15 protein-coding genes and 1 other annotated feature are annotated in these 18,508 nt (G+C 44.3%); of the genes, 7 read left to right on the top strand and 8 right to left on the bottom strand.

Translation table 11 applies throughout. From position 1 onward, the window contains the following. Nucleotides 1–29 precede the first annotated feature (29 nt). Nucleotides 30–1,106: a 3-deoxy-7-phosphoheptulonate synthase gene (locus tag R7O12_RS15100; protein ID WP_005381904.1), complete on the top strand. Its 1,077-nt coding sequence runs from the start codon at nucleotides 30–32 to the stop codon at nucleotides 1,104–1,106. Nucleotides 1,107–1,127: 21 nt separating this feature from the next. Further along, on the top strand, nucleotides 1,128–2,255 hold the full coding sequence (gene tyrA / locus R7O12_RS15095; RefSeq protein WP_005381901.1) for a bifunctional chorismate mutase/prephenate dehydrogenase: 1,128 nt from the start codon (nucleotides 1,128–1,130) through the stop codon (nucleotides 2,253–2,255). 77 nt (nucleotides 2,256–2,332) lie between these two features. Here tyrA and R7O12_RS15090 read toward each other — a convergent pair whose 3' ends face one another. The 3 genes from R7O12_RS15090 to ettA form a co-directional block, all read right to left on the bottom strand. Further along, on the bottom strand, nucleotides 2,333–3,334 hold the full coding sequence (locus tag R7O12_RS15090) for a M23 family metallopeptidase (RefSeq protein WP_005381900.1): 1,002 nt from the start codon (nucleotides 3,332–3,334) through the stop codon (nucleotides 2,333–2,335). Nucleotides 3,335–3,373: 39 nt separating this feature from the next. After that, nucleotides 3,374–3,733 carry a PilZ domain-containing protein gene (locus R7O12_RS15085; protein ID WP_033906113.1) on the bottom strand — a complete coding sequence of 120 codons (360 nt, stop codon included), beginning with the start codon at nucleotides 3,731–3,733 and terminating at the stop codon, nucleotides 3,374–3,376. Nucleotides 3,734–3,963: 230 nt separating this feature from the next. Next, nucleotides 3,964–5,631 (bottom strand): energy-dependent translational throttle protein EttA, encoded by a 1,668-nt coding sequence (gene ettA / locus R7O12_RS15080; RefSeq protein ID WP_005381894.1) that lies wholly within the window; start codon nucleotides 5,629–5,631, stop codon nucleotides 3,964–3,966. A 364-nt stretch (nucleotides 5,632–5,995) separates the two neighbouring features. On the opposite strand from ettA, the gene R7O12_RS15075 reads away from it, so the two are divergent. Continuing rightward, entirely contained in the window at nucleotides 5,996–7,942 is a 1,947-nt protein-coding gene (locus R7O12_RS15075; protein ID WP_395234483.1) for a transglycosylase SLT domain-containing protein, read from the top strand. Between the two features lie 13 nt (nucleotides 7,943–7,955). Beyond that, entirely contained in the window at nucleotides 7,956–8,264 is a 309-nt protein-coding gene (gene trpR, locus R7O12_RS15070; RefSeq protein WP_005381892.1) for a trp operon repressor, read from the top strand. A 109-nt stretch (nucleotides 8,265–8,373) separates the two neighbouring features. Here trpR and yjjX read toward each other — a convergent pair whose 3' ends face one another. From yjjX to bamD, 5 genes are all read right to left on the bottom strand, one after another. Then, nucleotides 8,374–8,907 carry an inosine/xanthosine triphosphatase gene (gene yjjX / locus R7O12_RS15065; protein WP_199267684.1) on the bottom strand — a complete coding sequence of 178 codons (534 nt, stop codon included), beginning with the start codon at nucleotides 8,905–8,907 and terminating at the stop codon, nucleotides 8,374–8,376. 24 nt (nucleotides 8,908–8,931) lie between these two features. Further along, nucleotides 8,932–10,110 carry a prephenate dehydratase gene (pheA, locus tag R7O12_RS15060; protein ID WP_017636154.1) on the bottom strand — a complete coding sequence of 393 codons (1,179 nt, stop codon included), beginning with the start codon at nucleotides 10,108–10,110 and terminating at the stop codon, nucleotides 8,932–8,934. A 12-nt stretch (nucleotides 10,111–10,122) separates the two neighbouring features. Beyond that, nucleotides 10,123–10,244: a sequence feature (Phe leader region), on the bottom strand. A gap of 108 nt (nucleotides 10,245–10,352) precedes the next feature. Beyond that, complete coding sequence (hpf, locus tag R7O12_RS15055) at nucleotides 10,353–10,679, bottom strand: ribosome hibernation-promoting factor, HPF/YfiA family (RefSeq protein ID WP_005381889.1); 327 nt, start codon at nucleotides 10,677–10,679, stop codon at nucleotides 10,353–10,355. A gap of 325 nt (nucleotides 10,680–11,004) precedes the next feature. Beyond that, nucleotides 11,005–12,486, bottom strand: coding sequence for a lytic transglycosylase F (locus R7O12_RS15050; RefSeq protein WP_315956861.1), 1,482 nt, complete (start codon nucleotides 12,484–12,486; stop codon nucleotides 11,005–11,007). 148 nt (nucleotides 12,487–12,634) lie between these two features. Beyond that, nucleotides 12,635–13,363, bottom strand: coding sequence for an outer membrane protein assembly factor BamD (bamD, locus tag R7O12_RS15045; protein ID WP_005381876.1), 729 nt, complete (start codon nucleotides 13,361–13,363; stop codon nucleotides 12,635–12,637). A 136-nt stretch (nucleotides 13,364–13,499) separates the two neighbouring features. On the opposite strand from bamD, the gene rluD reads away from it, so the two are divergent. The 3 genes from rluD (at nucleotide 13,500) to clpB (ending at nucleotide 17,925) form a co-directional block, all read left to right on the top strand. Beyond that, the gene (gene rluD / locus R7O12_RS15040; RefSeq protein ID WP_005381875.1) at nucleotides 13,500–14,477 is read left to right on the top strand and encodes a 23S rRNA pseudouridine(1911/1915/1917) synthase RluD; all 978 of its coding nucleotides are present in this window, start codon (nucleotides 13,500–13,502) and stop codon (nucleotides 14,475–14,477) included. A 1-nt stretch (nucleotide 14,478) separates the two neighbouring features. Then, the gene (pgeF, locus tag R7O12_RS15035; RefSeq protein ID WP_318101994.1) at nucleotides 14,479–15,213 is read left to right on the top strand and encodes a peptidoglycan editing factor PgeF; all 735 of its coding nucleotides are present in this window, start codon (nucleotides 14,479–14,481) and stop codon (nucleotides 15,211–15,213) included. Nucleotides 15,214–15,351: 138 nt separating this feature from the next. After that, entirely contained in the window at nucleotides 15,352–17,925 is a 2,574-nt protein-coding gene (gene clpB, locus R7O12_RS15030) for an ATP-dependent chaperone ClpB (protein ID WP_005381873.1), read from the top strand. Nucleotides 17,926–18,508: the final 583 nt, after the last annotated feature.

Genomic DNA, 18,508 nt, shown 5'->3' with positions numbered 1-18,508 from the left:
GTGTAAAAATAAATATACAGGTTAGAGTTATGCAGAAAAGTGAGTTGAGCAATATTAATATTATCGAAGAACAGGTTCTTATTACTCCGGAGGAACTAAAAACCAAGCTTCCTTTGAGTGAAAAAGCACGTCGCTTTATTCAAGAGTCTCGTCAAACTATCGCTAATATTATTCACAAGAAGGATCACCGCCTGCTTGTTGTATGCGGTCCATGTTCTATCCACGACGTAGAAGCGGCGAAGGATTACGCAAAGCGCCTTAAAGCACTCTCTGAACAACTAAGTGACCAACTGTATATTGTTATGCGTGTTTACTTTGAGAAGCCGCGCACCACGGTCGGCTGGAAAGGCCTGATCAATGACCCACACCTAGACGGCAGTTTCGATATTGAACACGGTCTGCATGTTGGACGCGAACTTCTGGTGGAGCTGGCAGAGATGGAAATCCCGCTCGCGACTGAGGCTCTAGACCCAATTAGCCCACAATACTTGGCGGATACTTTTAGCTGGGCAGCCATCGGTGCTCGTACGACGGAGTCACAAACTCACCGTGAAATGGCAAGCGGCCTGTCTATGCCAATCGGTTTTAAGAATGGCACGGATGGCAGTTTGGCAACCGCAATTAACGCGATGCAAGCTGCGTCCTCTAGCCACCGTTTTATGGGAATTAATCGTGAGGGACAAGTCGCACTATTAACCACCCAGGGCAATGCTAATGGACATGTGATCTTACGTGGCGGCAAGCAAACTAACTACGATTCGGTATCCGTCACTGAGTGTGAGCAGGAGATGGCGAAATCTGGTCTTGATGCTTCATTAATGGTGGATTGCAGTCACGCCAACTCACGTAAAGATTACCGTCGCCAGCCATTAGTCGCGGAGGATGTGATTCATCAAATCCGTGAAGGCAATAAATCTATTATCGGTCTTATGATTGAAAGCCATATCAATGAAGGAAATCAATCTTCTGACTTAGCTCTTGAAGAGATGAAATACGGTGTATCTATCACTGACGCATGTATCAATTGGGATTCAACTGAGGCACTATTACGTCATGCACATGAAGAGCTAGTGCCTTTCTTAGAAAATCGTCTAAAGGCTAATTAATACAGGATTTAAGGAACATCAATGGCAGTTGAACTTAACGCATTACGCGATCAGATTGATGCAGTCGACAAGCAAATGTTGGAGCTATTGGCTCAGCGTTTAGCGCTCGTAGAGAAAGTTGGGGAAGTAAAAAGCGAACATGGTTTGCCAATTTATGCTCCAGACCGCGAAGCGGCGATGTTAGCTTCTCGTCGCGCTGAAGCTGAAAAAATGGGAATTCCTCCACAGCTTATTGAAGATATTCTGCGTCGAACAATGCGTGAGTCTTATGCCAGCGAGAAAGATTCCGGTTTTAAGTGTTTGAACCCTGATTTACGCTCAGTTGTTATTATTGGTGGTAATGGTCAATTGGGTGGCCTGTTTGGGCGTATGTTCAAATTGTCGGGCTACCAGGTCAAAGTTCTCGGTAGTAAAGACTGGGATCATGCGGATGAGATTCTAGACAACGCGGGTTTAGTCGTGGTCACGGTGCCGATTCATCTAACGGAAGGGGTGATCGAAAAACTGGGGAACTTGCCGCAAGACTGTATTCTGTGTGACCTGACTTCTATCAAATCGAAGCCTCTGCAAGCAATGTTGAATGTGCATCAAGGTCCTGTGGTTGGTTTGCACCCAATGTTTGGCCCAGATGTTCCGAGCCTTGCCAAGCAGGTTATTGTGTACTGTGATGGCCGTGGTCACGAGCATTACCAATGGCTATTGCAACAGTTTGGGATTTGGGGCGCAAGCTTGTGCCAAATCGATGCACAAGAGCACGATCATGGCATGACGTTGATTCAGGCGCTGCGCCACTTCACGTCGTTTGCTTACGGTATGCACCTTAGCAAAGAGAATCCGAACATCGATCAGTTGTTGAAGTTAAGCTCGCCAATCTACCGCCTTGAATTGGCGATGGTGGGACGACTGTTTGGTCAGGATCCGAACTTGTACGGTGATATCATTTTCTCTTCTCAAGAGAATATCGATATGATCAAGCGATTCCATCAGCGTTTAGGTGATGCAGTAGCGATTCTGGATAGCAGAGACAAAGCGCGATTCATCGAAAGCTTTAAGCAGGTGAGTGATTGGTTTGGTACTTATTCTCAACAATTTATGAATGAGAGCCAAAACTTACTCAAACAGGCGAATGATAATATTCATCGCGGCTAATCACGGGTCATTTAGCCGTGCAGAGTCCGAAACAAAAAGAGCAGCGTAAGCTGCTCTTTTTCGTGTTGATGGACAAATCAGTTCGTCGCAGTATTACTCGTATCTTCACTTGATACTGTGTTGATACTGGTATCGCGATAGGGTGAATTGGTTAAATTGACTTGTAGGCGTACAACGTTATCAATCAATTGAACCAAAGGTCCCCATTTCACTTTTTTCTCTTTTTCAAAGACGTCATTGAAGTTTTCTGGCGTCCACTCCATTAAGTATTGAGGGTTGAGTGCTCGTCCGAGGAAGCGTACTTCATAGTGCAAGTGTGGCCCTGTGGAGTTGCCAGAGTTACCGCATTGAGCAATGATGTCGCCTTTACTAACAAACTGACCGCTTTTCACTTTGAAGCGTTGTAGATGAGCAAAGGAGCTCATAAAGCCAAATGAGTGACGAATGGTGACATAGTTACCATAACCACGATTGCTCGGGCGAACGGTTTCCACCACACCGTCAGCCGGTGCCAGGATCTCTTCTCCTCTTTTACAAGTCAGATCGATACCAGTATGAACATGCCTCTTACCTGAAATCGGATTAATACGACTGCCGTAAGAAGAAGAAATACGTTGGTATGTGACTGGGCTGTCATTTGGTATCAAACGGAACATCGTCGCGCGAACAGCAGAATCGATAGCGGCTGCGTCAATTCGCTCCTCTAACCCCATGCTGTTCTCATCGATCATCAACTCTTCGTCTGCGAGACCTAAAACCGATTCAACGTCGAATACCCGTTTGCCCAATAGCTGAATTTGATTGTTTTTGTCCGTCAAAGACTGGGAAAGCGAATGATTGGTATCAAGCTGTTCTTCGTAAAGAGCCGTCACTTCGGCCTTTTCACTTTCCAGTTTGGCGATGATTTGTGTTAGTTCGTCTTTATTGTGCATCTGCTGCTGATTAAGGTACCACGCGCCACCAACGACGGCGGGTAATGCCAATACTGAAGCAAATACTGCTAGGACCGAACTGCGGCCCAAATAGAACTGCTGATCGCCGTCTTTCGTCGGGATCTGCATGATGATTTTTTTAGACATAGTTATTGTTACTTAAATAGGCGTTCATTTATTTTTCTCCTAAAAACCAGAGAGGTGCTCTAACTCTCGATTCAGAAGGTCGTTATTGCCTACATTCAATTCTATAAATCGTTTTAGTTGGCTAATGCTTTCGATGTCTATCTTAGCGATCTTCAACCTAATCTCACACTTAGAGAGATCCACAACTTGCGCTTTTAACGTAATCACTTGTTCGGATTGATCAAATGAAAAAGTCACATGGACTGGAAGGGTTGGATCCAAAGCCTCAGTCTCTTCCACTTTCATGAGTAAACCATGCAAGGAAAGATCTTGAATCCTAGCTTCAATTGCCAAGTCACGTTGTTCTATCTTAGCTGGAGCTTGATGGAGAATACGTGAAAAGCGTCGTCTCTCTGTCATATGAATATTCTCGTCAGGTCGTCAAACAGAATTGAATAGTATATCAATACGAACAAAAAATGTTCGATTGTTGTTTGAAAAGTGTCGAGGTCGCTACAGAGTGACGTAAGTGCTATGTCATGTTCTTAACGAACGAGACGGGCTAATGAGCTCTTTTTATAACAAAGAAAACAAAGGCCGCTATGATAGCGGCCTTTGTACAAATTACAATCAAACTTTGTGGGTTGCGATTACTTCGCAATACGCTTGTATTTGATACGGTGTGGTTCTGCGGCTTCAGGACCCAATGTTTTCTTCAACCAATCCATGTACTCTGTGTAGTTACCTTCGTAGAAGTTAACTTGGCCTTCGTCACGGTAGTCAATGATGTGGGTAGCGATACGGTCAAGGAACCAACGGTCGTGCGAGATAACCATTGCACAACCAGGGAACTCTAGTAACGCTTCTTCTAGAGCACGCAGTGTTTCAACGTCAAGGTCGTTGGTTGGTTCGTCGAGTAGCAACACGTTACCGCCCGCTTTAAGCAGCTTCGCAAGGTGGACACGGTTACGCTCACCACCCGATAGTTCACCAATAATCTTTTGTTGGTCACTGCCTTTAAAGTTAAAGCGTGAACAGTATGCACGAGCTGGGATTTCGAAGTTGTTGATCTTAATGATATCAGCACCTTCAGAGATCTCTTGGAATACGGTTTTAGAATCGTCCATGCTGTCACGGAACTGATCGACAGATGCTAGTTTTACTGTATCGCCCATCTCAATTGTGCCCGAGTCTGGTTGTTCAGTACCACTTAACATCTTGAATAGCGTCGATTTACCTGCGCCGTTAGCACCGATGATACCAACAATTGCACCTTTAGGGATGCTGAATGACAGGTCATCAATTAGAACTCGACCGTCAAATGACTTGGTCAGGTTCTTCACTTCAATAACCTTATCACCTAGACGCTCACCTGGTGGGATAAATAGTTCATTGGTTTCATTACGTTTTTGATGATCAGAGCTTTGCAGTTCTTCAAAGCGAGCCATACGTGCTTTTGACTTCGCTTGACGACCTTTAGGGTTTTTACGTACCCACTCAAGCTCTTTCTCGATAGTCTTTTGGCGAGCACTCTCTTGGGAGGCTTCTTGTTGTAGACGAGCGTCTTTTTGCTCCAGCCATGAGGTGTAGTTGCCTTCCCATGGGATACCTTCACCACGGTCCAGTTCTAAGATCCAGCCCGCAGCGTTATCTAGGAAGTAACGGTCGTGGGTGATGGCTACTACGGTACCTGTGTAATCCACTAAGAAGCGCTCTAGCCAAGCCACTGATTCTGCATCTAGGTGGTTGGTAGGTTCATCAAGCAGTAGCATGTCTGGCTTAGAAAGTAGCAAGCGACAAATAGCCACACGGCGGCGTTCACCACCTGATAGGTGCGCAATTTTTTGGTCCCATTCAGGTAAACGAAGTGCGTTTGCCGCACGCTCAAGCGCATTTTCTAGGTTGTGGCCATCTTTCGCTTGGATAAGGGCTTCTAGCTCGCCTTGCTCTTTTGCAAGTGCGTCGAAGTCTGCATCTGGTTCAGCGTATGCTGCGTAGACTGCGTCCAAACGTTTCAGAGCGTCAGCAACGTCAGCAACCGCTTCTTCAACAACTTCACGAACGGTTTTTGATTCGTCTAATACTGGTTCCTGAGGTAGGTAACCTACGTTTAGACCAGGTTGTGGACGCGCTTCACCGTCGATATCCGTGTCGATACCTGCCATGATACGTAGCAGTGTGGATTTACCTGCACCGTTCAGACCTAAAACACCGATTTTCGCACCAGGGAAGAAGCTCAGAGAGATGTCTTTAAGAATTTGACGCTTAGGTGGCACAATTTTGCTCACCCGCGACATGGTATATACGTATTCAGCCATTGCCGATCGTTCCTAAATTAACTGTCATTCAAACCCATCATTTTATACCAAGTGCTTTGTTTTTGTTACCGCATTGCAAGAATTTCCCTAACGAATGGATTTCTTATTTTGAGCTGACCGGAAACTTACACGGTTAGGGTATACACTTTTGTTATTCGTTAAGAATGACGAAGTGTTTTCTATGCGAGTTAGAAACGCTTTGTCTCCATCGTCTTAAAAGTTTGACGAGTACAATTTTTAATACACTAAGTTGCTTTACATGGACATCTGCATTCTGTGTAAATAGATGCATGTGTGAAAATTGCCTTAACATCACATGAACTCTAACAAAACTAGGCTTTAGGGCAGTATATGTCTGGGGAAAATGACACAAATGAGATTCAACGTATCTGAATTGGCTAAAAACGTATGCTGCGCCGCCGCGTTGTGTGCTATGAGTTTGAGTGCTAATGCCGCGCTGAGTTTGGAAAAGCAGCGCGAAGTATATGAGCAAGCTCAAGATTTATTAGATAAAAATGACATCGATGGATACCTTTCGATTCGTCCTAAAATTTCTAACTATCCACTAACGCCTTATGTGGATTACCGCACTTTTATTAGACAGTTACCGGAAAAGTCACCACAACAGGTAAACGAGTTTATTTCTGAGCACGAGTCTTTTCCATTTTCTCGTCGAGTTCGCGCTCCATACCTCAATCATCTTTATAAGCAAAAAGATTGGAAAACCATTACTGAGTTTCAAAAAGTCATTCCTAGTGGTGAGCGTTACCAATGTATTTTCTACGTCGCCCAGTTAAAGCAAGGCAAGAAAGTCGCGGCATTTAAAGGGGCTGAACATATGTGGTTACGTGGCATCAGCATTGCTGATGAGTGTGACCCATTATTTGCGGCATGGGACAAGGCGGGTGAGCGTACCGATGAACTGATTCTACAGCGTATGTTACTGGCGTTTGATGCTCGTAATGGCGGTTTGATGAGTTACTTGCTCAAACTGCCTAAATCAGCGCAGGCAAAGCAACAAGCCAAAGAAATGAAAGCGTTGTTTGATAATCCTTCAAGTGTTGCGGAATTCGCGAAGAAAAAACCTGCGAATGATTTTAATCGAGCGCAAAGTGAATATGCGTTAGAAAAGTTGGCTCGTATGAACACTAGCCAAGCACAAGGTGCGTACGATGCCGTCATTAAAGGACAGAAGTTTTCTCCAGAAAAAGCGCAAGAACTTGCCGACTATATTGCATTTCGATTGACTCGTACGGAGTCTGAGTCATTAGCTAAATGGCGCGATGATAAAACGAAAACCAGTCAGTACTTACCGTTGATTGAAACGCGCATCCGCTTAGCGATTCAAAATGCAGATTGGAAAGGCGTACAAGAGTGGATTGCTGTTCTAAATAAAGAAGAACAAGCCACGCTACGCTGGCAATATTGGCTTGGAAGAAGTGAAATAGCGTTAGGTGATGACATCGCGGGGAAACAGCGTTTAGCAACTCTGCTTGGGCAACGAAACTTCTACAGTGTGGCTGCCGCCAATGCAATCGGACAATCAATCAAATACCCAACGCATACGGTTAAGTTGGATAAGAAAGTTGTTCAACCCTATCAAGACTCGTTAGCTCGTATCGAAGAGTTGATCGCGACGGATAAAATCGCAGCAGCGAAGAGTGAATGGGCACACTTACTGCGCCGCGTAGGAAAAGATGAAAAGGCGATGTTGGCGGCTTATGCATCATTTAAACGTTGGCATCACCTAACGGTGACCGCGAGTATTCAAGCGCAGATGTGGGATAATATCGAACTTAGGTTCCCAATAGCACACCGCTGGTGGTTTAACTTTTATGCGAAAAAGCACAACATTGATCCCGTCACGATGATGTCTCTCGCTCGACAGGAAAGTGCGTTAGATGTTGAAGCCCGCTCTCCAGTTGGCGCTCGTGGTCTTATGCAGATCATGCCTGCGACGGCGAAGTACACGGCACGTAAATATAAGTTGAGTTATCAAGGTACGCAGGATCTCTACAATGTAGGAAAAAATATCGAAATTGGTAGCCATTATTTGCAAGGTTTATTAGAGGATTACGATAATAATCGTATTTTTGCTCTTGCTGCTTATAATGCAGGTCCTAACAGAGTAAAAACGTGGCGAGAGCGTACCCAAGGAAAAGTGGATGCTTATGCCTTTATTGAGGCAATTCCATTTAAAGAGACGCGCGGTTATGTACAAAACATCTTGATGTTTGAAACATACTATCGTGATCTTTTGGGTATCGATGGCGCGTTCTTGAATCAACATGAGATCAATACCAAGTATTGAGTGAGGTAACTTGATGTCGCACGAACCCGAGTACAAAGACTGGCAACAGATTATTGAGCTAATTCGAACAAGTATGGGCACCCAGCAAGATGACATGCTGTTAACTATGCTGATGTCACGTGATGAGAGAGAGTCATTAATATCACGCGTTAATATAATTAACGAACTTCTTAAAGGAGAATTATCTCAACGTCAGATCAGTCAGATGCTTGGTGTGGGCATTGCCACCATTACTCGTGGCTCTAACGAACTAAAGTCGAAATCTGATGAAGAAAAAGACAAGTTGAAAGTCTTGTTAGAACAAGTTGCGGTATCTAAGTAGACAGTATATCCAATTTGCTTTTAGGCCTTGGTGTTACAAGTGACTAAGATAACGTATTACAAAGGGCGGAAATATCCGCCCTTTGCGTATCTAGAGACTAGGCTGAGTGTTATAAATTTGAAGGAAAATGCTCAGGGTTTGTGAATGGAATTAAAGCCAGAATCAAGGCTTGGTGATAGACCGAGCTTCGAGTTAGCTGGTTTTGGGTTAGCAGGCTAATAGCGCCACCTTTCTGTTTGATATTATCAGTACCAAACACTTCGTCCATTACATCTCCCAATTCATTCGCATCCTTGAGTTTTTCCAAGACTTTTGGCGGCAACATTAAGCTTGCAGAACGAGATTCACCGCGGTGAGTCTCTGATTCAACCACCATCCAAGCAAACGTCACGTTTGCTTCAATTCCCGCTTCGAGACCGACATAGTAATCCGCGTTTGGCATCTCTACTTTTGCGTTTTTAACGCGGTTTAGCGCACCACGATGAGTTTCTTCATTCGTCATGGGCTGATCTGCGACCTCACTCGGTACACTGACGCCAACGAAGTTGAATTCTTGATGCGGAAATGCATTACGAAATGCACTTTGAACTGCATTAATTTTGGCTGGGTTTAGCGATGCGATTACGACTTTTTGGGTTGCCATGATCTTTTTACTCACTGGTGTCTATTAACTCAATTTTACTTGCGTAGGCTTTACGTTCTCACTCGGGTAACAGCCTAATACTTTCAAGTGCTTAGTGATTTTTGTTAGCTCTTCAAGTGCCTGTTGCATTTCTGTCGAAGCAAGATGTGATGTCAAGTCTACGTAGAACATCTCCTCCCACGGGTTCCCCATAATTGGGCGTGATTCTAGCTTGGTCATATTGATGCCGTAACGTTGCAGCACTAATAGTGTTTCAACCAATGAGCCTGCCTCTTGGGAGGTCGACATGATCAATGTGGTTTTTGCTGGAATCTGAGTAGAAACTTCAACCGGTTTACGAGCAACCACGATAAAGCGAGTATGATTTTCGGTTTGGTTTGCGATGTTGCCTTGAATTGCTTGCAAGCCATATAGCTTACCGCTTGATGCATTACCAATTGCAGCCACATCATCACGATCCATCTCTTGGACTTTCTGCATTGCATCTGCTGTGCTCGCGCAGGACTCCAGCTTTACCCCTTTCATACGGCTTAAAAACTCACTGCACTGTTGGTGTGGCTGAGGGTGAGAATACAGCGTTTTAATATCTTCCAGACGAATGTCTTTTTTCGCAACCAAGCAGTGTTCGATTGGTTGAGTTAGCTCTCCAACGATGTAAAGCGTCGTGTGTTGTAGTAAGTCATACACTTCATTAATAGAGCCTGAGCTGGTGTTTTCGATTGGCAGAACGCCATAATCAGCATGGCCAGATTCAACCGTTTGAGTCACTTCTTTAAAGTGCTCGCAGTTGAGCTCGATAAGCTCTGTATTTTTACGACTGAAGTATTCGCGACTTGCCAAGTGCGAATAAGAGCCTTTGGCTCCTAAAAAAGCGACGCGAGCAAGTGGCTTACGGCTTTGCTGTGGGTTAACGAGATTTTGCAGATAACTTTGTTGAAGCAGAACTGAGTCTTCAATGATGGTATGGAAAAGTTTGGTGATGTACTGCGCGTCAAGTTCGTATTTATCTTGGCCATTAGAAATCAGCTTGACCAATAATTGCTGTTCACGGACGGCGTCGCGAACAGGCTTTGAGGTTTGTACTTTGCTTTTGGCTACTTCAATGCTGAGTTTACGGCGCTCAGACAATAAGCTGAGAAGTTGGTCATCCAACTCATTCAAGCGTAAACGAATTTCTTCGAGGGAAATAGGTTGGTCAGTCATCAATTCTTTCCTTATAAAAAAGCCTCCCGATTTGGGAGGCTTTCTGTTTGTTTTTGACTTTTCTTTCACAAACGAGTTAGCCCCTCCAACTATGGGAGGAAAAAGAAGTCAAAAATAAACAGTGAGGTTAAATGCATAAATAGTGCTTAATTTATGAGTGTTTAAACACAATAAGCAAGGCTGGGGAGAGCGTCAAGCAAAAAAATAGCGCCTTTCGGCGCTATTTCCTCAATCTGTTCAGTTTACTCTTCTTCTTCCACTAGCTCAGGCTTACTTGCACGTCGAGCTTCAGGTTTGTGGGTCAGCTTGTTCAATTGTCGTTCTAGTTTTTGCTCCACTTCGTTGATAGCTGCGTAAAGATCTTCGTGAGTTGCTGAGGCAATGAGCTGGCCTTTAGGAACTTTGATAACCGCTTCGAATTTCTTCTGTTTGTTTGGTTCCTCACTGAAAGTTGCTTGGCAACCAATTAGGTCTACTTGCCATTTCTCCAGTTTTTTAAATTTGCTCTCAATATGAGCTCGGATTGCAGAGGTGATTTCGATGTTTTTGCCAGTGATATTCATTGTCATAAGTGTTTTTCCTCTGTTGCATCCCTCATGGGTTGAGTTCAGATTACCGCTTTAAGCATAAAAAAATGTGATTCAGATCATTATTTTGCTCGGGTTTTTTATGATGAAAAATGAATGTGATCTCACTCAAGAACTTCTGAGATTTATCGTGAAATTGCTTGTTATCGGTTAGTAAATCCGTAGATTGAATAGAGTACTCAGCTGAAAACGGCCTCGTTTTTAGGGAAGTTTTACGGCCTAATATTTGAGGTGGTTAAAATTTAACTACACGTAAGGTGTGATGACGATCACTGAGTCTTTCCAATGAATCCATTTAAAAAGCCGCTTACTGTACAAGCGGCTTTTTACTGTCTGGCATTTGGCTGACTTTTCGTAGCGGTATCATGAAAATGGGGTCTTTTGGGGCTAGTGAAACCCTTTCTAGACTTTTGACTTGGTCCAAACTTTCTAGTTGTTTGTATATTATGTAGTAGCGATTAATGCTTGTGACGTACCCAACCGTTGAGCTTAAACTTTTCCGCATAACGACTTCCACGTTATTAAACCAAACATTAGGATCGTAACCTTGTTGGGCTGCACGCTTACGAATACGCTCTACATTGCCGGGGCCCGCATTGTAAGCCGCCAATGTAAAGTAGAGTTTATTTTGTGCAGTAATATCAGGATCACTGAAGTACTGCTTACGCAAAAAAGCTAAGTATTTCACTCCAGCATGAATGTTGTTTTCTAATTGTCGAACATTTTTGATATTGATATTCGGATCTTGAGCGGTGCTGGGTAGGACTTGCATTATGCCAACGGCACCTCGGCTTCCAACTAGGTCGTTATTAAATCCTGATTCCTTGTAAGCGATTGCTGCGATCAGTAAATAGTCGATATCGTATTTCTCACCATAGCGTGAAAATAGCGCTGCGAGTTTTTCTAGTTGAGCAATTTTCTTAGGGTTAAGAGCTCTGTTCAACCATCCCGTGTTATCGATGTATTTACCGTAAATAACGTTACCGAGTAGTGTCCCAGAGCGAGACTTCTGGATGAACTTATTCACGACGGCTTTTAATTTGGGACTATTTTCTCGCATTGCCCAAGCAATTTTGCCATTTTTGCGGATAGGGATTTTTTTGTGCACCCGAATATCATCCATCACTTTCAGCCAAAGCTTGGCTTTATGGCTATCGAGAACAATGGCTTTGACGTAACCATTGTTGAGCATTCCGACCAGCTCATAATCTTGAAGTGTTTCTTCAATAAAGTGCACGATAACAGGCGGTAAGCCTTTTTTGTTTAGTTTCTTATTTAGTGTCTGAATGCTTTCAAAGTAGCTAGAGCTGGCGCGCACCCAAATCTCTTTGCCGCTCAGTTGTTCGATTTTCGTCATCGTTGGTGTGCTTTTGTTTGTCACTACCCACTCTTGAATGTCAGTGAGAATGGGTGAACTGAACTCCACTTTCTGTTTGCGCGTGTCGGTAATAGTCAGGTTGGCGACAACTAAGTCACCTGAACCGTTTTCTAAGGCTGGCAGTAGCTGGTCGCGGGCAACAGGAATAATTTGTACGTTAAGCTTTGGTTTGATTTTACGAAGGTCTTTTTCGAAATGCGCCAGCAATTCCGCGCCTATGCCTTTTGGTGTGCCGCCCTCAATGTAGTAAAAGCCTAAATCAGCAGAAACTAAGACGCGCAGTACATTCTTCTCCTTGATGACATCGAGGTCCCCAGTATAAGGAGGCTGTTTGAGCGGCGAGATTTGCAGTGCGCAAACGGAAGCAGACAATAGGAGCAGCATAACTGCGCAAAGCTTAGATATCGTCACGTTCACATCCTTTTTATAAAGGGGGGAGGAGAACTTTAAGCATATGTGGAGCTAGGAAGATCATCAAGAAAGGGCTGAATACACTATTGAGAGTAGTAAAAAACCGCCACGGTAAAAACGGTGGCGGTTCAGTTTAAAGCAAGTTCAATTACTTCACAGGGTTGAGCTCTATAAGCTTTTCAGTTCTTGCTACGGCGTCTTCCAAACCAAGTTGCTTGTAGGCCTCTAGCTGGATAGTCAGTGACTTACGTGCAGCTTCTGTGTCTGGATACGCTTTTTGTAGCTCTTGGCTGCGATTAATAGCAGCGACCCAAGCTTCACGGCGAAGGTAGAAGTCAGCAGTCGCTAAATCATAGTTCGCTAGACGGTTTTTCAGCGCGACCATACGTTTTTGTGAATCTTCTGCATATGGGCTATTCGGGTAACGTTGAAGTAGTTTTTTGAAGTCATCAAACGCTTTTTTTACCGGTTCAGGATCGCGATCGCTTCGATCTACGCTGAATAAATCATGCATAAAGTTACGATCTTGCGCCATGTGGCTTAGACCTCGCATGTACAGCACCCAATCCATCTTTTCATGGGTTGGGTTTAAACGCATAAAGCGAGAAATGGTTGCCAAGCCCAAAGCAAGGTCGTCGTTTTTGTAGTACGCATAGATTAGGTCAAGCTGCACCTGTTCAGAGTAGGCACCGAATGGGTAACGTGAGTCTAATGCTTCCAGTTTCTCAATTGCAGAAAGCCAATTACCACTTTGAAGAGAAATCTGTGCGTCTGCATACAGTTCCGAAGGCGGCACATCAGGAACGATTTCTTCTTTGCTTGCACATCCAAACAGAAGGGATACCGCTAAAAGGCCTGTTAAAGTCTGACGTTTCATATCAGGAGTCTGTTCCTTGAATCTAAATATTTCTTAAGCTGCCGTTACTTTCTTTCCAGTAACAGATACAATGACGTAATAGTCTATTTTTTCACAGTCGTGAGCATTAGTCTCACAGTTTTTAAAAAAGTTCGATATGGCTCAGCAGATTGTATTAACAAATACCGTAAAAGATAGCCAGTTAGGTCAACGTTTAGACCAAGCTATCGCCGAATTATTCGCGGACTTCTCTCGCTCGCGCCTAAAAGAGTGGCTGCTTGATGGGAAAGTTCAAGTTGATGGTGAAGTTGTCACTAAACCTCGTACCAAAGTAATGGGTGGCGAGGAAATTACATTGCAAGCCGAGTTAGAAGATGAAGAACGCTGGGAAGCGCAAGATATCCCGCTAGATATTGTCTATGAAGATGAAGATATTATCGTTATCAACAAACCTCGTGACTTTGTGGTTCATCCGGGCGCTGGTACGCCTGATGGCACTGTACTTAATGCGTTGTTGCATCATTACCCTGATATTGCAGAAGTACCTCGTGCAGGTATCGTGCACCGTTTGGATAAAGACACAACGGGTTTGATGGTGGTGGCGAAAACCGTTCCTGCACAAACTCGTCTGGTTCGCGCACTGCAAAAACGTAATATTACTCGTGAGTACGAAGCGATCGCTATTGGTCGTATGACTGCGGGCGGTAAAGTGGATCAACCTATTGGTCGTCACTCTACTAAGCGCACGCTTATGGCGGTGGCACCAATGGGCAAACCAGCAGTAACGCACTACCGTGTTGCTGAACGCTTCCGCGAACACACGCGTATTCGTTTGCGTCTAGAAACGGGTCGTACGCACCAGATTCGTGTGCACATGTCTTATCTTCAGCATCCGCTGCTCGGTGATATTGCATATGGTGGACGTGCTCGCATCCCGACAGGTGCGTCTGAAGAGCTAACGGCAATGATCCGGGGCTTCGATCGCCAAGCATTGCACGCAGTAATGCTGCGCTTTGAGCACCCAATTACGGGCGAAGTTCTTGAGTTTCATGCTCCAGTGCCTGATGACATGGTTGTGATGACTGAAGCGCTTCGTCAAGATACAGAAGAGCACGGCTTACCGGAAGAATTCTAATATGAAGACGATCATTCCGAACTGGCCAGCGCCTAAAAATGTCAAAGCTTTCGCCTCAACACGCATAGGCGGATTTTCGACAGGCCCTTACCAAGGGCTAAATTTAGGTACTCACGTTGGGGATGATTTGTCTTTAGTAGAGAAGAACCGAGCTTGGTTGGCGCAACAGGCAAGCATGCCAAATGCGCCAATCTGGTTAAACCAAACGCATTCAACCGTTGTGGCTCAAGCAAATGAACCAACAACACAGGTGCTTGATGCGGATGGTGTATTTACTTCTTCAAGCCATGTTGTTTGTTCAGCGATGACCGCCGATTGTTTACCTGTATTATTGACTAATACACAAGGTACGCAAGTAGCCGCTGTTCACGCAGGTTGGCGCGGCTTAGCAAATGGCATTGTCGAAAATGCGTTAGCGTTGTTTTCTGGTGAAGTGATAGCGTGGCTTGGCCCCGCCATTGGCCCTCAAGCCTTCGAAGTGGGTGAAGATGTTCTGCAAGCTTTTGTTGATTTTGATTCACAGGCGAATCAAGCATTTGCTCCACGCGATATCGACGGTAAATGGTTTGCTGACATGTCGGTGCTGGCAACGCAACGTCTAAACCGGGCTGGTGTGACACAAGTGTTTGATTCTGGACTTTGTACTTACCAAGATAAAGCCTCTTTTTACTCTTATCGCCGTGATGGTAAGACTGGTCGACAAGCAACCTTTATTTGGATCGAAGACTTGCTATAAGCACCAAAGTGCTAAGATGCATACTACTATTTTTGCAAAGCTATCTTTATTCATTCACTCCCTTGAAATTCCCCACCCGAGTATCCATCTTTCTAACTGTCAAAAGAATTTCCTTTAGTTGAGGTTAGGAAGGTAGATATGCGTCTTGATCGATTCACAAGTAAGTTTCAAATCGCTATCTCTGATGCTCAATCACTAGCGTTAGGGCGCGATCATCAATATATCGAGCCAGTTCACCTCATGGTGGCTTTGCTTGATCAAAATGGCAGTCCAATTCGTCCATTGCTTACTATGCTGGATGTGGACGTAACGCATTTACGCTCTAAATTGAGTGAAATGTTAGATCGATTACCAAAAGTCAGTGGCATCGGTGGGGATGTTCAGCTCTCTAGCTCGATGGGCACATTGTTTAACCTGTGTGACAAAGTGGCGCAAAAGCGTCAAGACTCCTATATCTCGTCTGAAGTCTTCCTGCTTGCCGCTTTAGAAGATCGCGGACCATTGGGGCAATTGCTCAAAGAGATCGGCTTAACAGAGCAAAAAGTCAGCCAGGCAATCGAAAAGATCAGAGGTGGTCAAAAGGTCAATGATCCGAATGCAGAAGAGCTTCGTCAAGCATTGGAAAAGTTCACCATAGACCTTACCGAACGTGCAGAGCAAGGTAAATTGGATCCGGTTATCGGCCGTGATGATGAAATCCGTCGTACTATCCAGGTATTGCAGCGTCGTACTAAAAACAACCCTGTGATTATCGGTGAACCAGGCGTAGGTAAGACAGCAATTGTTGAAGGCTTAGCGCAGCGCATAGTTAACAATGAAGTACCTGAAGGTCTGCGTGGTCGCCGTGTGCTATCACTGGATATGGGCGCACTGGTTGCTGGCGCGAAATACCGTGGGGAATTTGAAGAGCGTTTAAAATCAGTATTGAATGAACTTGCTAAAGAAGAAGGCAACGTCATCCTCTTCATTGATGAACTACACACTATGGTCGGTGCTGGTAAAGGTGAAGGCTCAATGGATGCGGGCAACATGCTAAAACCGGCATTAGCTCGTGGTGAGCTGCACTGTGTTGGCGCAACAACATTGGATGAATATCGTCAGTACATCGAAAAAGATGCAGCATTAGAACGTCGTTTCCAAAAAGTGCTGGTGGATGAGCCGACCGTTGAGGATACCGTGGCGATTTTACGTGGCTTGAAGGAGCGTTATGAGCTTCATCATCACGTCGAAATTACCGACCCAGCGATTGTTGCTGCGGCGAGTTTGTCACATCGCTATGTCTCCGACCGTCAGTTGCCGGATAAAGCGATTGACTTGATTGACGAAGCGGCTTCAAGCATTCGTTTACAAATTGACTCTAAGCCAGAGTCCTTGGATAAGCTTGAGCGTAAAATCATCCAACTCAAAATTGAGCAACAAGCACTAAGTAACGAGCACGATGAAGCGAGTGAAAAGCGTTTGAAAGCGCTTAATGAAGAACTCAATGAAAAAGAACGTGAGTACGCTGAACTAGAAGAGGTTTGGAATACAGAAAAAGCAGCTCTTTCTGGCACTCAACATATTAAGTCTGAGCTTGAACAAGCTCGTATGGACATGGAGTTTGCTCGCCGTGCTGGCGATCTAAACCGTATGTCGGAGCTTCAATATGGTCGTATTCCTGAACTTGAGAAGCAGTTAGATCTTGCAACCCAAGCTGAAATGCAGGAAATGACGCTATTGCGTAATAAAGTAACCGACAACGAGATTGCAGAAGTACTTTCTAAGCAAACCGGCATTCCGGTATCCAAGATGCTAGAAGCGGAAAAAGAGAAACTACTTCGTATGGAAGACGTGCTGCATAATCGTGTGGTAGGGCAAAGCGAAGCGGTCTCTGTTGTATCGAATGCCATTCGTCGTAGTCGAGCTGGGCTTTCTGATCCAAACCGACCAATTGGCTCCTTCTTATTCTTAGGTCCAACTGGTGTGGGTAAAACAGAGCTTTGTAAGACACTTGCGAGCTTTATGTTCGACAGTGAAGATGCGATGGTCCGTATCGATATGTCTGAGTTCATGGAGAAACACTCAGTGGCAAGATTGGTGGGTGCGCCTCCAGGCTATGTCGGATATGAAGAGGGTGGTTACTTAACTGAAGCGGTTCGTCGCAAGCCGTATTCGGTAATTTTGTTAGACGAAGTAGAGAAAGCGCATCCGGATGTATTTAACATTCTGCTGCAAGTTCTCGATGATGGGCGTTTAACGGATGGTCAAGGTCGTACTGTTGACTTCCGTAATACGGTTGTGATCATGACATCTAACTTGGGTTCATCTCGTATCCAAGAGAATTTCGCAACATTAGACTATCAAGGTATCAAGAGTGAAGTGATGGATGTGGTTAGCAAACACTTCCGCCCAGAGTTCTTGAACCGTGTTGACGAAATCGTGGTGTTCCATCCACTTGGTCAAGAGCACATTAAGTCCATTGCTTCTATTCAATTGGAACGTTTGGCGAAACGACTAGAGGAGAAAGGCTATCAACTAGAAGTTTCCGACAAAGCACTCGACTTGATCGCTCAAGTTGGTTTCGATCCTGTGTATGGTGCGCGTCCTTTAAAACGTGCAATTCAGCAGAATGTCGAGAACCCGTTAGCCAAATCAATTCTTTCTGGTGAAATCGTTCCAGACAAGACAGTGCAGCTAATTGTTACTAATGACCAAATTTGTGCTCATCAATAATTGTATGGATACAGTAAAATTGAGATAAAAATCACACTAAAGGGGCCGTTTGGCCCCTTTTCTATAGTTTTTTAGAGTCTTTTGTCTGTTTTCTATACGAATAAACTAAAAAGGTGAGTTTTTTTAAAAAATGCACTTGTGTTCTTTAATGAACTCCCTATAATGCGCCTCCGTTGTCACGGGAAAGCAAGTGAAGCGGAACCTAAACAACTACGGTTAGTGAGTTAAAATTAACTCGCAGATAAATAACTTAAAAAAGTGTTTGACACGATAAGTTATCTAGCTAAAATAGCCGTCCACTTTGAAGAGAACTTCGAAGTGTGCTCTTTAAAAATATAGACCTATCAATCTGTGTGGGCACTCGTTGATGATAATCCAATTAGAAGCTTAGGCTTCAAATTAGGTTTCAATGATACGAAGTGACCATTGAATCGAAAGATTCAGCACAGTCAATTCAAACATTACTTCTGCTATTTATTAGCGAAAGGAATGTTCAGTATTCATTGAGCCGAACAAAATCTTAAATTGAAGAGTTTGATCATGGCTCAGATTGAACGCTGGCGGCAGGCCTAACACATGCAAG

This window comes from Vibrio sp. Vb1574 (assembly GCF_033338675.1).
Note: the sequence above shows the minus strand (reverse complement) of the source record. Positions and strands in the feature narration are given on the sequence as shown.

Coding starts and splice junctions, on each gene's coding strand:
- R7O12_RS15100 (WP_005381904.1), top strand. CDS start 30: ATGCAGAAAAGTGAGTTGAGCAATATTAATATTATCGAAGAACAGGTT.
- tyrA (WP_005381901.1), top strand. CDS start 1,128: ATGGCAGTTGAACTTAACGCATTACGCGATCAGATTGATGCAGTCGAC.
- R7O12_RS15090 (WP_005381900.1), bottom strand. CDS start 3,334: ATGTCTAAAAAAATCATCATGCAGATCCCGACGAAAGACGGCGATCAG.
- R7O12_RS15085 (WP_033906113.1), bottom strand. CDS start 3,733: ATGACAGAGAGACGACGCTTTTCACGTATTCTCCATCAAGCTCCAGCT.
- ettA (WP_005381894.1), bottom strand. CDS start 5,631: ATGGCTGAATACGTATATACCATGTCGCGGGTGAGCAAAATTGTGCCA.
- R7O12_RS15075 (WP_395234483.1), top strand. CDS start 5,996: ATGACACAAATGAGATTCAACGTATCTGAATTGGCTAAAAACGTATGC.
- trpR (WP_005381892.1), top strand. CDS start 7,956: ATGTCGCACGAACCCGAGTACAAAGACTGGCAACAGATTATTGAGCTA.
- yjjX (WP_199267684.1), bottom strand. CDS start 8,907: ATGGCAACCCAAAAAGTCGTAATCGCATCGCTAAACCCAGCCAAAATT.
- pheA (WP_017636154.1), bottom strand. CDS start 10,110: ATGACTGACCAACCTATTTCCCTCGAAGAAATTCGTTTACGCTTGAAT.
- hpf (WP_005381889.1), bottom strand. CDS start 10,679: ATGACAATGAATATCACTGGCAAAAACATCGAAATCACCTCTGCAATC.
- bamD (WP_005381876.1), bottom strand. CDS start 13,363: ATGAAACGTCAGACTTTAACAGGCCTTTTAGCGGTATCCCTTCTGTTT.
- rluD (WP_005381875.1), top strand. CDS start 13,500: ATGGCTCAGCAGATTGTATTAACAAATACCGTAAAAGATAGCCAGTTA.
- pgeF (WP_318101994.1), top strand. CDS start 14,479: ATGAAGACGATCATTCCGAACTGGCCAGCGCCTAAAAATGTCAAAGCT.
- clpB (WP_005381873.1), top strand. CDS start 15,352: ATGCGTCTTGATCGATTCACAAGTAAGTTTCAAATCGCTATCTCTGAT.